Genomic DNA, 13,870 nt, shown 5'->3' on the forward strand with positions numbered 1-13,870 from the left:
CAGGAGACAGAACCATGAGCAGCCCCGAATCCCGCGTGGATTTTCAGACAGATCCCACCCAATACCGTCACTGGAAACTCAGCTTCGAGGGGGCGGTGGCCACCCTGGCCATGGATGTGGCCGAGGACGGCGGGCTGCGGCCAGGCTACAAACTCAAGCTCAATTCCTATGACCTCGGGGTCGATATCGAATTACACGACGCCTTGCAGCGCATTCGCTTCGAGCACCCCGAGGTGCGCACCGTCGTGGTCACCAGCATGAAAGACCGGATTTTCTGTTCCGGTGCCAACATCTTCATGCTGGGCTTGTCGTCTCATGCCTGGAAAGTGAATTTCTGCAAATTCACCAACGAGACACGCAACGGTATCGAAGACTCCAGCCGCCATAGCGGCTTGAAATTCATCGCGGCGCTCAATGGCGCATGCGCCGGGGGCGGGTATGAATTGGCCTTGGCGTGCGACGAGATTTTCCTGGTGGATGACCGTTCCTCGGCCGTGGCATTGCCCGAGGTGCCTTTGCTCGGTGTGCTGCCCGGCACAGGCGGGCTGACCCGCGTGACGGATAAGCGCAAGGTGCGGCACGATCATGCCGACATTTTTTGCACCTTGGTCGAAGGCGTACGCGGTCAACGTGCAAAAGACTGGCGCCTGGTCGATCAGGTCATCAAACCTGCGCAATTCCAGGATGCGGTACAAGCACGTGCCGCTGAGTTGGCCGCGGCGAGCGACCGTCCTGCGCAAGCGCAAGGCATCGCCTTGACACCGCTGTCGCGTACCGAAACGGCAAACCGGATGTCCTATCAATACGTGGACGTCGCCTACGACCGTGAAAAACGCCTGGCCACCTGGACCATCCGCGGCCCGCAGGCATCTGTCGAGCAGGAAATCGATGCCATCCTGGCCGCGGGCGCCTCCTGGTGGCCGCTGCAGATGGCTCGCGAACTGGATGATGCGATTCTCAATCTGCGCACCAACGAACCCGACCTGGGTACATGGGTGCTGAAAACCGAGGGCGATATTGCCTCGGTGCTCGCTGCCGACGCCGCCTTGCAACAGCATGCGGATCACTGGTTCGTGCGCGAAACCTCGGGCATGCTGCGACGTACTCTGGCACGCCTGGATGTGACGTCGCGGTCGCTTTTTGCGTTGGTTGAACCGGGCTCGTGCTTTGCCGGCACCTTGTTTGAATTGGCCTTGGCTGCCGACCGCATCTATATGCTGGATGACGAAGATGCCGATGTGCCTGCCCAGATCGTTGTGGGCGAACGAAATTTCGGCGCGTATCCGCTGGTCAACGGCCAAAGCCGCTTGCAGCGACGCTTTTACGAGGAAACCCTGCCGCTCGAGGCTGTGCGTGCAGTAGGAGGGCAGTTGCTGCCCGCCACACGTGCCTTGGAACTAGGGCTGGTGACGTTTGCGCCCGATAGCATTGATTGGGATGACGAGGTCCGGCTGGCGCTCGAGGAACGCCGCGCCTTGTCTCCCGATGCATTGACGGGGCTGGAGGCGAACCTGCGCTTTGGCGGCCATGAAACGATGGAGACCCGCATATTCGGTCGCCTCACTGCCTGGCAGAACTGGATTTTCAATCGCCCCAATGCCGCGGGCGAAAAGGGCGCGCTGAAACTCTACGGCAAAGGCGAGCAGGCGTCGTTCGATTGGAATCGCGTATAGCAGCAAGGAATGCAGGCTCGGACCATCCTGATTCAACCGCAACATACATAGAACTATTCGGCAGCAGTGATGCCGCCGATCTGGAGAGCAGACATGTCAGGCATCAATTACGGTGAAAAAATCCCCAACAACGTCAACCTGTCCGGCGACCGTGCGCTGCAACGCGCACTCGAACACTGGCAGCCCAACTACCTGCAATGGTGGCAGGACATGGGCCCGGACGGTTCGCATGGTTTTGACGTGTACCTGCGCACAGCAGTCAGCGTCGAGCCCGATGGCTGGGCGCACTTCGATCATGTAAAGATGCCTGACTATCGCTGGGGGATTTTCCTCGCGCCGCAAGACGGTCAGCGCAAGATTCATTTCGGTGAAAACCTCGGTCGCGATGTCTGGCAAGACGTGCCGGGTGAACATCGCGCCAACCTGCGCCGCATCATCGTGACCCAGGGCGATACCGAGCCGGCATCGATCGAACAGCAACGCCATCTGGGTATGACCGCACCGTCGCAATACGACCTGCGTAATCTATTTCAGATCAACGTCGAAGAGGGCCGCCACCTGTGGGCAATGGTGTATCTGCTGCATCGCTATTTCGGCCGCGATGGCCGCGAAGAAGCCGATGCCTTGTTGCAACGCAGTTCCGGCGATGCGGACAATCCGCGCATTCTCGGTGCGTTCAACGAAAAGACGCCTGATTGGCTGGCCTTTTATATGTTCACCTATTTCACCGACCGCGATGGGAAATTCCAGTTGTGCGCGTTGGCGGAATCCGGCTTTGATCCCTTGGCCCGCACGACCAAATTCATGCTGACCGAAGAAGCCCATCACATGTTTGTCGGCGAGTCGGGCGTCTCGCGCATCATTCAGCGCACCTGCGAAGTCATGCGCGAGTTGAAAACCGATGATCCCGCCACGATACGCGCCGCCGGTGTGATCGATCTGCCTACCATTCAGCGCTATCTCAATTTCCACTACAGCGTCACCATCGATTTGTTCGGCGCGGATCAGTCCTCGAACGCAGCCATCTTTTACAGCGCAGGTCTGAAAGGGCGCTACGAAGAAGGCAAGCGCACCGACGATCATCAACTGAAGAACGATACCTATCGTGTGTTGACGGTCGACGGAGGAAAACTGCGCGAAATCGAAGTGCCGATGTTGAACGCTCTGAATGAGGTCTTGCGTGATGATTTCATCAAGGACTCGATGGCGGGTGTAGGGCGCTGGAATAAGGTCATCGAAAAAAGCGGACTGCCGTTCCGTCTGTCCGTGCCGCACAAGGCATTCAACCGCCAGATCGGTACGCTGGCTGGCATCCGCGTCGCGCCCGATGGCGAGGTCCTGTCCGAGGCCCAATGGCAGGCCAATCAACACAAATGGCTGCCCACGCCAGAGGACCGTGCGTTCGTGGCCTCGTTGATGGGGCGCGTCGTCGAGACCGGCAAGTTCGCCAACTGGATTGCGCCGCCTGTGATGGGCGTGAATCGACAGGCCGTGAACTTCGAGTACGTCCGTTTTAACTGAACCCCGGCGCCCGGCATTCACGCCGGGATATCTCGGAGCAAAAGATGAATGCACCTTTGCCGCCCGAGGTGTTGAAGCAGCACTTGATCGATCCCGAGATCTGCATACGCTGCAACACCTGCGAAGAAACTTGCCCTATTGACGCCATCACTCACGACGGCACCAACTATGTGGTGGATCCCGCCATCTGTAATGGCTGCATGGCTTGTGTGCCACCTTGCCCAACGGGATCGATCGATAACTGGCGGCTGGTGCTGAAAACCGAGGCCTATAGTGTCGAGGAGCAATTCGGCTGGGATGAGTTGCCTGGCGAAAAAGCGTTGCCCGACACGGTGTCCACGGATGCTGCATCCCAAGGCGAGGAGGCAGCGTTCCAGGCATCCAGCGATGGCGAGGATACCGATGCCGCCAGCGCGCCCGCCGCCTTTTCACCCTCGGGCGCCACGATTCCTCCGTGGTCTGCGGCGCATCCCTATGTCAATCTCTATGGCCACAAGACGCCTGCTGTCGCGACGGTCGTCGGCAATTATCGTGTGACCGACGATGATACCGACAGCGATATTCATCACATCGTGCTGGACTTCGGCAATGTGCCGTTTCCTGTATTGGAAGGTCAGTCCATTGGGATATTGCCGCCCGGCACTGATGCGCAGGGCCGTCCGCATCACGCGCGTCAATATTCGTTGGCGAGTCCACGCGACGGCGAGCGCGCGGGCTACAACAATTTATCGTTGACCGTAAAGCGCGTTACCGAGGACCATCAAGGGCAGCCGGCGCGCGGCATCTGTTCGAATTATCTGTGCGACCTGGCCAAGAACGATACGGTGCAAGTCATCGGGCCGTTTGGGAATACCTTTTTGATGCCCAATCACGCGCAGGCCAATCTGATGATGATCTGCACGGGCACGGGATCGGCACCTATGCGCGCCATGACCGAGCGTTACCGTCGCCGGATTGCACGCGGCACGAATGGCCGCCTGATGTTGTTCTTCGGCGCACGTACGCAACGCGAACTGCCATATTTTGGTCCATTAATGAAACTCCCGCGCGATTTCATTGACATCAACCTGGCCCTGTCGCGCGATGCGGAACAACCGCGGCGCTACGTCCAAGACTTGATCCGCGAGCGGGCCGCCGATGTGTTGACGTTGTTGCAGGATACGAATACCTGTATTTACGTTTGTGGACTAAAAGGAATGGAAACCGGCGTTTTGGACGCTTTGCGTGATGTGGTCGTGCAATCCGGCCAGGATTGGACTATCCTGCATGATGTGTTGCGCCGCGAGGGGCGGCTGCATTTCGAGACGTACTAGCTGGCAGGGGCTTGGGGCACATCATAGGGTGCTCTGCATCGCGTCATTTGGCGTAGGCACTTTGCCTGTCTTGTACCCAAACTACCGGCGTACTCAGGTGCGCCGGTTTTTGCTGAAGACGCCAAAAAAATGAAATTCGCAGAATTCAAGGAAGGCATGGTGATCCATGGTGGTCCGGTGACAGTCACCGAGGCCGAGATCCTGACATTTGCCCGCCAGTACGATCCTCAATGGTTTCACACCGATGTGGAAAGAGCCGCTCAAGGGCGCTGGGGTGGTTTGATCGCCAGCGGCTGGCATACGTGTGCGCTCGCGATGCGTATGGCGGTTGAGGCGGCATTGCATGATTCCGAATCGTTTGGTTCGCCCGGGCTGGGAGAGGTCCGTTGGCGAGTGCCGGTGCGGCCGGGAGATACGTTGAGGTTGGATGCGCGTGTACAAGCTGTGAGGCGGTCTACTTCTCGGGATGATCTGGGGATTATTACGTGGAACTGGACGATTCTGAATCAGCACGATGAGGCGGTGCTGGAGTTGGATGCGACTAGCTTGTTTGATTTGGGGCAGGTTGGTTAGCGGTTGCCGCAGAGTGGTTTTCTCGCTGGTGCTGGATGGTGTTGGCTTGGGTGAGGTTTGATGACGTCCGGCGGGTTCTGTTTCTGCTGGCCTTGAGCGTCTCTATTTAGGCGTCCCGGCCGCGCGCCCGAGGGGTGTGCCGGGCCTATCGCACGGACTCGGCCCATGACCAGGGGCCTCGGTCCGCTGCGCGGACTGAATCCGCGCTCTACGGCCCGGCACACCCCTCGGGCGCGCGGCCGGGACTCGCACTTGTTATAGGCGTCGGGCTCTAGTGCGATGGGTGTTGGGTCACATGTTGGTGCTTGTGCGCCGTCGTGCGAGGCACTGTTGTTGTGAGCCGCGTGGAAGGGGGCCGCTCGCCTCCATCTTGATGCATGACGGGGCCGTGGTCACTCATTACGGCGTGAGGCACCACGCCGCCTTGTGGGCGCGGCAAGGTCGTCGTCGAGATGGTTGCCCAGGCCGACGAAGAAGCCAGCAGCGGCGGCGTACGTCAGATGAGCCTGTGCGGGTTTGTCTGGACGGAAGGTAGTCGTGGCGGCTGCTGAGGCGAGGGGCATGGCCCACCCGTATGTGTCTATGGATTTCGCCAAGGACATCGGTGTACCTGTCATCAATTCGCCAGTGATACGGCCCAGGGTATTCGCCGCAGCGCCCACGGCGATGGCTGCCAAATGGACACCGGAAGCACCGCTGACACTCGCGATCTCGTGTAAAAAAAGTTCACGCATCGTTTCTCCAAATCTTGAATATGAGAAGAATCGAATCCCAAAGCATCGAGGGATGCTGAGACGCTGCACTGCTTAAACAACCTGCAGCTAATTCGGAGCCAGGAGCGTAGCGGTAATGATCGGTCGAGCATCCTAATGCTGACGTCGCCGAAAAAAATAAGACGTTGTTCCCCGATGGCCACATGCGCCAAAAGAACCAACAATGTCACTTCCAAAGAAAACGCCTCAACATCCAAAGATGCTGAGGCGAATTCTAGAAGGAACTAAACAGCGCAGAGAAAAAGGTCAACTGAACGCCTGAATCCCGGTCTGAGCACGACCCAGAATCAACGCATGCACGTCGTGCGTACCTTCGTAGGTATTAACCACCTCGAGGTTGACCAAATGACGCGCCACACCGAACTCGTCAGAGATCCCGTTGCCGCCCAACATATCGCGAGCCAGACGCGCGATATCCAGCGCCTTGCCGCACGAGTTGCGCTTCATGATCGAGGTGATTTCGACAGCGGCGGTGCCTTCGTCTTTCATGCGGCCCAGGCGCAGGCAGCCTTGCAGACCCAGCGTGATCTCCGTTTGCATGTCGGCCAGTTTTTTCTGGATCAACTGATTGGCAGCCAGGGGGCGGCCAAACTGTTTGCGGTCCAGCGTGTATTGGCGGGCAGTGTGCCAGCAGGCTTCGGCTGCACCCAGCGCACCCCAGGCAATGCCAAAGCGAGCCGAGTTCAGGCAGGTAAAGGGACCACGCAGGCCGGACACGCCAGGCATCATCTGGTCGGCCGGGACGTCGACTTCGTCCATCACGATTTCACCGGTGATCGACGCACGCAGGCCGACCTTGCCGTGAATAGCGGGAGCGGACAGGCCTTTCATGCCTTTTTCCAGGATAAAGCCGCGGATCTTGCCATCGAACTCGCCGCCCACGCATTTGGCCCACACCACGAACACATCAGCGATAGGCGAGTTGGTGATCCACATCTTGCCGCCGCTCAGCTTGTAGCGGTCGCCAGTCAGCACGGCGCGGGTTTCCATGCCATTGGGGTCGGAACCGTGGTTGGGTTCCGTCAGGCCAAAGCAGCCGATCCATTCACCGCTGGCCAGCTTGGGCAAATACTTTTTCTTTTGCGCTTCGCTGCCGAATTCATTGATCGGCACCATCACCAGCGACGATTGCACGCTCATCATCGAACGGTAGCCCGAATCCACACGCTCGACTTCGCGGGCGATCAGGCCATAGCTGACGTAGTTCAGGCCGGCGCCGCCGTATTCAACGGGGATCGTCGCGCCCAGCAGGCCCAGTTCGCCCATCTCGGCAAAGATCTTCGGATCAGTCTGTTCGTTGCGAAATGCGTCGAGTACGCGCGGCGCCAGCTTGTCTTGCGCATAAGCCGCGGCAGCGTCGCGCACCATGCGCTCTTCATCAGTCAGTTGCTGGTCGAGCAACAGCGGGTCTTGCCAGTGAAAGGAAGGATTCGAGGACATGCGGGTCTCCGGTATAGAGCGAAATACGGGGAATGCGTATATCGGGTTAATACGTTGATTCGGTTTGCGCAGCGATAGGGCGTTGCGAGAGTCCGGATCGATATTAATGCTTTAAGTCTAAATGATCTTGAAGTGCCGGCGCGTCAACCCGGTTGACGGGTTGACGCAGGGTTTATTGCTGCGCCTTCAGCGCGGCATCGCGGATCTTGTCCAGCGTGGTCGACGGCGTGATGGTCTGCGGGTCGATCAGGCAATGCAGGATGGCGGGCTTGCCGCTGGCCAGGGCGCGTTCAAACGCCGGCGCGAATTGTTCTGTCGTTTCGACACGCTCGCCATAGCCGCCAAAGGCCTGCGCGTACGCGGCAAAGTCGGGGTTCTGCAACTGGGTGGCGGAAATGCGGCCGGGATAGTGTTTTTCCTGGTGCATGCGGATCGTGCCGTACATCCCGTTATCGATCAGCAAGACGAGGATGGGCAGGCCGTATTGCACGGCCGTCGCGAATTCCTGGCCATGCATCATGAAGCACCCATCGCCTGCAAAACACACGACGGTCTTTTCGGGTTGGACGCGTTTGGCGCCGACGGCCGCCGGCAGGCCATAGCCCATGGATCCGGACGTCGGGGCCAACTGCGTACCGTAGCGCGTAAAGCGGTGGAAACGATGCAGCCACGTGGCATAGTTGCCGGCGCCGTTGGTCATGATGGCGTCGGCAGGCAGCGTTTTTTCCAGATAGGCCATGACTTCGCCCAACTGCAGCTGACCCGGTGTGTGCACCGAGGTGGGGTCGCTCCAGGCCAGATACGACTGGCGGGCGGTCTCTGTGTCGGCGGACCAGGCGGGTTGCGCAGGGCCTTTGACGCTAGCCAGGGCCTGGGCAAAGGCGGCGGGCGAGGTGTTGATGGACAGGGTCGGACGGTACACGCGGCCGAGTTCGGCGCTGTCCGGATGCACATGTACCAGTTTCTGGGCCGGCACCGGGATGTTGAGCAGGGTATAGGCCTGGCTGGGGTTTTCCGACATCCGGCCGCCGACCAGCAAAATCAGATCGGCATCGGCCACGCGTTTGAGCAGCGCCGGGTTGATTCCCAGGCCCACGTCACCGATAAAGCAGGGGTGATCCGCCGGGAACAGCATCTGGCGGCGGAACGATACCGCCGTGGGCAGCGCCAGGCGCTCGGCAAAGGCGGTGAACTGCTCGACAGCCTCGGCGCTCCAGCGGGTGCCGCCCAGGATGGCCACGGGAGAGCGTGCCTGAGACAGCAGTTGTTCCAGATCGCTCAGTTGGCCTGCCGTCGGGGCGCTCTCGATCACCTCGTAATGCGGCGCATCGTCCACCGTGGCGGTTTCGGTCAGCATGTCCTCGGGCAGCGCAATCACGACCGGGCCCGGGCGGCCCGAGGTGGCGATATGAAAGGCGCGGGAGATCAGTTCAGGAATACGTTCGACCTGATCGATCTCGGTGACCCATTTTGCCTGCGTGCCAAACACGGCACGGTAATCCATTTCCTGAAAAGCCTCGCGCTCGCGCATGCCGCGCTCGATCTGGCCGACAAACAGGATCATCGGCGTGGAGTCTTGCTTGGCGATGTGCACGCCTGCCATGGCGTTGGTGGCGCCGGGGCCGCGGGTGACCATGCAGATGCCGGGCTCGCCGGTGAGTTTGCCGTGCGCGTCGGCCATCATGGCCGCACCGCCCTCCTGGCGGCAGACCGTGACGTCGATCTGGGCGTCATGCAGGCCGTCCAGCACGGCCAGATAGCTTTCGCCGGGGACACAGAATACGTGTTTGACGCCGTGGGCGGCCAGTTGATCGACCAGAATATGTCCGCCCAGGCGGGCACGGGAAGGAGTCGTCGCGATAGTCATAGGTAAGCCGGTAATTAAATAAGCGGGCAGGCAAAATCAGCCGGATAGCAAGCTATTGAGCATAATGTTCCTCGCTTGCACAATGCAATTGATAAAATTGCACAATATAGTGACTTGTCAGCACGTAGTGTTCAACCTTGCGATGTTTCTTTATGCGTAATGGCATTCCTAATCTGAGCGCCTTGCAGGCTTTCGAGGCATCGGCCCGGCTGGGGAGCTTTTCCCGCGCGGCGGAGGAGCTCGCACTGACGCATAGCGCTGTCTATCGTCAGGTAGCCAGCCTGGAGGCTCGCCTGGGCGTGCAACTATTCACGCGCGTGCGCCGGCGTATTGTGCTGACCGAGCATGGCGCCGAATATGCGGGCCGCATCCGCCATCATCTGGATCAGATCGAAAAGGACACGTTCGGCCTGGTCAGCCGCACCGGGATGGGGCGCAGCATTCACATTGCGGTGGTGCCGACGTTGGCCACGACGTGGCTGATTCCGCGTTTGCCGGGTTTTCAACAGCAGTATCCCGACATTAGCGTGAGCCTGTCGGTGCGCACGCTGCCATTTCAGTTCAAGGACCAGCCATTCGACGGGGCGCTGTATCACGCCACGAGTCTCTGGCCGGGGACTCAAGGCGTGCTGCTGTTTCCGGAAAAGGAACTCGTCCCGGTCTGCGCCCCGCATTTGCCACGTCGCGAAGAGGACGGCCTGGCTGGGTTGACTCATCTGCACTTGAGCTCCCGGCCGGATGCCTGGCGGCTCTGGTATGCGGCTAATGGTCAATCTTATGGGCCTCAAGCGGCGGGTGGGCCGCGTTACGAGCTTTTCACCATGATGCTGGCGGCTGCGGAGGCCGGCTTAGGCGTGGGGCTGGTGCCGCATTTTCTGGCTTATCCGGCGTTGGAGGAGGGGAGGCTTGTGCAGCCGGTGCCGCAGGTGTTGACGGTGGGGCAGGGGTATTACTTCGGGTATTCGCAGCGGGATGAGAGGTCTGAGGCGTTGCGGGCGTTTGAGCGGTGGCTGCGGTCGGTGGCTTAGGGGGTTGCTTGCATGCGGGAATCGGGGTTCTTTGGGCGCCGGGGCTCGTCGTGTCAAGGGCGCGCTGGCCCTATCGCCTGGTCTGGCCGCCTGCGCGGCCAGACTGCCCTTCACCTGTCTCGCCAGGCGGGGCGGCTGGGCAAACTCACTCCGCTGCGCTGCGTTCAAACATGCCCAGCCGACTGCCCCCCGCCTGGCAAGACAGGTTCGGCAGGCTCTACGGGCCAGCACGCCCTTGACACGACGAGCCCCGGCTCAGAGCTTCTCGTATTCATCGATGTTGGCCAGCGATATATGAGCTCTCGCGGATTCGCTGATGCTGGCCACCTATAAGGTCTAGACTACATGCATCGATGGCAAGTCACCATTGTGAGTCCCTGTCGCGTGCCGGAGTGTGATGCCGGGCCTATCGCACGGACTCGGCCCATGACCAGGGGCCTCGGCCCGCTTCGCGGGCTAAATCCGCGCTCAACGGCCCGGCATCACACTCCGGCACGCGACAGGGACGTTTTAATAGCGATCATCTCTCATCAGACGTAGATATAACCTTGCAAACTCAGAGACCACCGCGATAGCGATAGGCATCGCTCCCGTGGCACCAGAGATCATCTTTTAGAATCGCCACATGACCTCCACACCGTTAACTTCCCAGCCGGATATAGACGCCTTCATCGACGCCGTATGGCTGGAAGACGGCCTGGCCGCAAACACGCTGGCGGCATATCGACGTGATCTGACTGCGTTTGCACAGTGGCTGGAAAATCCGGCCGAGCATGGCGGCGCCGCGATGGCCACCCAATTGCGAGAGGTTGCGGCCGGCGATATCGAGGCGTGGTTTGCCGCGCGCCACGAGGAGAGCCGCGCGACGACTGCGAATCGCCGATTGGCGGCATTGCGGCGGTTTTATGCGTGGGCGTTGCGGGAACATCGCGCAGAGAAAGATCCCTGTCTGACGCTCAGCGCTGCAAAGCAGCCGCCCCGCATGCCCAAGACGCTGTCCGAGGCGCAGGTCGAGGCGTTGTTGTCGGCGCCCGATTTGAATACCGCGCGCGGGTTGCGAGACCGCGCCATGTTGGAAACACTGTATGCCACGGGGCTGCGCGTGTCTGAGCTGGTCAACGTCAAGGTGCTTGAAGTCAGTTTGAACGAGGGCGTGGTGCGCGTTGTGATGGGCAAGGGCGGCAAAGACCGCCTGGTGCCGCTAGGGGCCGAGGCGGCGCATTGGATCGAGCGTTATATGCAGTCTGCGCGCCCAGAGCTTGCCGGTGCACGGGTGAGCGACGCTTTGTTTTTGACGGGTCGTGCGCAACCGATGTCGCGACAGGCATTCTGGCAATTGATCAAGAAGTACGCCATCATCGCAGGCGTACAGGCACCGTTGTCGCCGCATGTGCTGCGCCATGCGTTTGCCACCCATTTGCTGAATCACGGGGCTGACTTGCGTGTCGTGCAGATGCTGTTGGGACATGCGGATATTTCTACGACGCAGATCTACACGCATGTGGCACGCGAACGGCTCAAAGCGCTGCATGCGGCGCATCATCCCCGCGCTTGAATGCAAGGCACGGCAGGTGAACCGGTTTTCATCAGCGTGATGGATATAGAACACGTGTGAGAGGCGTGTCAGGCCGCTGCGCACCGTGGTATTTTGACGCGCTCTGATTGCCGTCCAGGTCTACACTAACGGGCTTCTGGATTACGCCTAATTGCTGCTTGTGCCATGAGTAAAGCCCGTCACGTTTCCGAAACGCCCGCCACCCAGCTATTGAAGAAAAACAAGGTGGACTACACCGAGCATACTTATGACTATGTCGATCATGGGGGCGCAGGCGAGGCGGCCCGCCAGTTGGGGCTGGACCCTCATGCGGTGGTCAAGACCTTGATCATGGAAGACGAGGCGGCGCGGCCTTTGATTGTGGTGATGCACGGTGACCGCGAAGTCTCGACTAAAAATCTGGCTCGCCAGGCAGGCTTGAAGAAGGTCGCTCCTTGCCATCCCGAGGTCGCGCAGCGGCATTCCGGGTACCAGGTGGGCGGAACATCGCCATTCGGTACGCGCAAGCGTATGCCTGTGTGGGTCGAGGCACAGGTGCTGGAGTATCCCGTGGTCTATATCAACGGCGGACGCCGAGGGTATTTGATCGGCATTGATCCCAAGGTGCTGGTGAGCCTGTTGGGGGCCAAGCCTGTGTCCGTTGCGCTGGAATAGTTCGTATTGTGCGCTGCCGCGGCGGCTTGCCGTGCGGCTGCAATGCGGTAGTTTTCGGTCCGGCCGTATTCCTGTCCAGGCGGTATTCGGTTACCACCTCTTGTTCCGCCTCATGCCGCACAATGTCCTTTCTCATTCAGGCGGCGCTGGACGCGTCGAGCGCCGCCTGAATGTCGCCTCGCAACCAGGAACAGGGAGACAACGATGGCCAAGAAACTCTTGATGTTGGTCGGCGATTACGCCGAAGACTACGAAACCATGGTGCCGTTTCAGACGCTGCTGGCGGTGGGGCATACCGTGCACGCGGTCTGCCCGGGCAAAAAAGCCGGTGACAGTGTCGCGACGGCGATTCACGATTTTGAGGGCGCGCAGACCTATAGTGAAAAGCGCGGGCACAATTTCGCGCTGAATCATGATTTCGAGCAGGTCGATGTGGCGTCTTATGACGGCCTGGTGATTCCAGGCGGGCGTGCGCCGGAATATCTGCGTTTGAACGAACGCGTGCTGGAAATCGTGCGGCAGTTCGATCAGGCGGGCAAGCCTATCGCGGCCGTCTGCCACGGCGCCCAGTTGCTGGCCGCGGCAGGTATTTTGAAGGGGCGCACGTGCTCGGCCTATCCCGCCTGCGCACCAGAGGTTCGCCTGGCGGGCGGCACCTACACCGAGATTGCCATCGATCAGGCACACACCGATGGCAATTTGGTGACGGCTCCTGCCTGGCCGGCTCACCCCGCCTGGTTGGCGCAATTTTTGCAGGTTCTGGGCACCAAGATCACGCATTGATTCGTCTCCAGGCCGGCCGCTGCCTGCTCATCAAGCAGGCAGCAAGGTTGGCCATTACGGCTTGTGTGATCGTGGTCAGTGCCTGCCTGCGGCGAGGGCAGCAGAGTTTGGCGGGGAGTCGCCGTGCCCCTCGGAGCGCGTGGCGTTGTGCCGCCTGGCTTGCCGTGGGAGCGTCACAATCGTACAGTGACGTTCAGCTACCAGGAACTTGCGCCATGTGTGAAATCTTTATTCGTGCCCATCCCGATTCCTACGCGCCCGAGAGCCGCTCGCTGCGGTTGCATGGGGTGGCCACTAGTGTGCGGCTCGAACGTCTGTTCTGGTCGGTGCTCGAGGAAATCGCCGCTCGTGATGGCATGCGGGTGACGCAACTCATCGAGCGGCTTTATGACGAATTGATCGAGTATCGGGGCGAGGCGGCGAATTTCACGTCGTTCCTGCGCGTGTGTTGCCTGCGATATGAGGTGCTGCAGGTGGATGGCCGTATTCCGGCCGATATGGACGTCCCGATCCGCTCGCTGGACGCCCGGGCCGTACTGGCGGGTTTGCCCGGAACGCTGCACGATGGCGCGGTGCTGCAGCGCGCTGCGGCGTGATTGTCCGCTGGTTTTGTTTGGTCCGGCGGGATCGCGCAAGCCCGTGTGGTCAGATGAGCGGCGTCAGACGCTGCGGGTGCAAATTATTCGCAGC

Annotated in this window: 12 protein-coding genes; 9 read left to right on the top strand and 3 right to left on the bottom strand. The window is 60.2% G+C overall.

Annotated elements, in window-relative coordinates:
* The first annotated feature begins 14 nt into the window (after positions 1 to 14).
* The 4 genes from boxC (at position 15) to ACYVIT_RS05395 (ending at position 5,080) form a co-directional block, all read left to right on the top strand.
* Positions 15 to 1,673: a 2,3-epoxybenzoyl-CoA dihydrolase gene (gene boxC, locus ACYVIT_RS05380; protein WP_415808543.1), complete on the top strand. Its 1,659-nt coding sequence runs from the start codon at positions 15 to 17 to the stop codon at positions 1,671 to 1,673.
* A 93-nt stretch (positions 1,674 to 1,766) separates the two neighbouring features.
* Positions 1,767 to 3,194, top strand: coding sequence for a benzoyl-CoA 2,3-epoxidase subunit BoxB (gene boxB, locus ACYVIT_RS05385; protein WP_415808544.1), 1,428 nt, complete (start codon positions 1,767 to 1,769; stop codon positions 3,192 to 3,194).
* Positions 3,195 to 3,238: 44 nt separating this feature from the next.
* On the top strand, positions 3,239 to 4,507 hold the full coding sequence (gene boxA, locus ACYVIT_RS05390; protein WP_415808545.1) for a benzoyl-CoA 2,3-epoxidase subunit BoxA: 1,269 nt from the start codon (positions 3,239 to 3,241) through the stop codon (positions 4,505 to 4,507).
* A 129-nt stretch (positions 4,508 to 4,636) separates the two neighbouring features.
* The gene (locus ACYVIT_RS05395) at positions 4,637 to 5,080 is read left to right on the top strand and encodes a MaoC family dehydratase (RefSeq protein ID WP_415808546.1); all 444 of its coding nucleotides are present in this window, start codon (positions 4,637 to 4,639) and stop codon (positions 5,078 to 5,080) included.
* A gap of 392 nt (positions 5,081 to 5,472) precedes the next feature.
* Here the strand turns inward: ACYVIT_RS05395 and ACYVIT_RS05400 are convergent, their stop codons facing one another.
* The 3 genes from ACYVIT_RS05400 to ACYVIT_RS05410 all read right to left on the bottom strand — a co-directional run bounded on the left by ACYVIT_RS05400 (position 5,473) and on the right by ACYVIT_RS05410 (position 9,160).
* Complete coding sequence (locus tag ACYVIT_RS05400; RefSeq protein WP_415808547.1) at positions 5,473 to 5,814, bottom strand: hypothetical protein; 342 nt, start codon at positions 5,812 to 5,814, stop codon at positions 5,473 to 5,475.
* Positions 5,815 to 6,099: 285 nt separating this feature from the next.
* Positions 6,100 to 7,293 (bottom strand): acyl-CoA dehydrogenase, encoded by a 1,194-nt coding sequence (locus ACYVIT_RS05405; RefSeq protein ID WP_415808548.1) that lies wholly within the window; start codon positions 7,291 to 7,293, stop codon positions 6,100 to 6,102.
* Between the two features lie 172 nt (positions 7,294 to 7,465).
* Positions 7,466 to 9,160, bottom strand: a complete 1,695-nt coding sequence (locus ACYVIT_RS05410) for a thiamine pyrophosphate-binding protein (protein ID WP_415808549.1) — start codon at positions 9,158 to 9,160, stop codon at positions 7,466 to 7,468.
* 152 nt (positions 9,161 to 9,312) lie between these two features.
* Here ACYVIT_RS05410 and ACYVIT_RS05415 point away from each other — a divergent pair, with 152 nt between their 5' ends.
* From ACYVIT_RS05415 to ACYVIT_RS05435, 5 genes are all read left to right on the top strand, one after another.
* Positions 9,313 to 10,188, top strand: a complete 876-nt coding sequence (locus ACYVIT_RS05415; RefSeq protein ID WP_415808550.1) for a LysR substrate-binding domain-containing protein — start codon at positions 9,313 to 9,315, stop codon at positions 10,186 to 10,188.
* A gap of 625 nt (positions 10,189 to 10,813) precedes the next feature.
* The gene (gene xerD / locus ACYVIT_RS05420) at positions 10,814 to 11,743 is read left to right on the top strand and encodes a site-specific tyrosine recombinase XerD (RefSeq protein WP_415808358.1); all 930 of its coding nucleotides are present in this window, start codon (positions 10,814 to 10,816) and stop codon (positions 11,741 to 11,743) included.
* A 165-nt stretch (positions 11,744 to 11,908) separates the two neighbouring features.
* Entirely contained in the window at positions 11,909 to 12,397 is a 489-nt protein-coding gene (gene ybaK / locus ACYVIT_RS05425; protein ID WP_415808359.1) for a Cys-tRNA(Pro) deacylase, read from the top strand.
* A gap of 204 nt (positions 12,398 to 12,601) precedes the next feature.
* Entirely contained in the window at positions 12,602 to 13,180 is a 579-nt protein-coding gene (locus ACYVIT_RS05430; RefSeq protein ID WP_415808360.1) for a DJ-1/PfpI family protein, read from the top strand.
* A 215-nt stretch (positions 13,181 to 13,395) separates the two neighbouring features.
* Positions 13,396 to 13,776 carry a ribbon-helix-helix domain-containing protein gene (locus ACYVIT_RS05435; RefSeq protein WP_094821483.1) on the top strand — a complete coding sequence of 127 codons (381 nt, stop codon included), beginning with the start codon at positions 13,396 to 13,398 and terminating at the stop codon, positions 13,774 to 13,776.
* Positions 13,777 to 13,870: the final 94 nt, after the last annotated feature.

This window comes from Bordetella muralis (assembly GCF_054781015.1).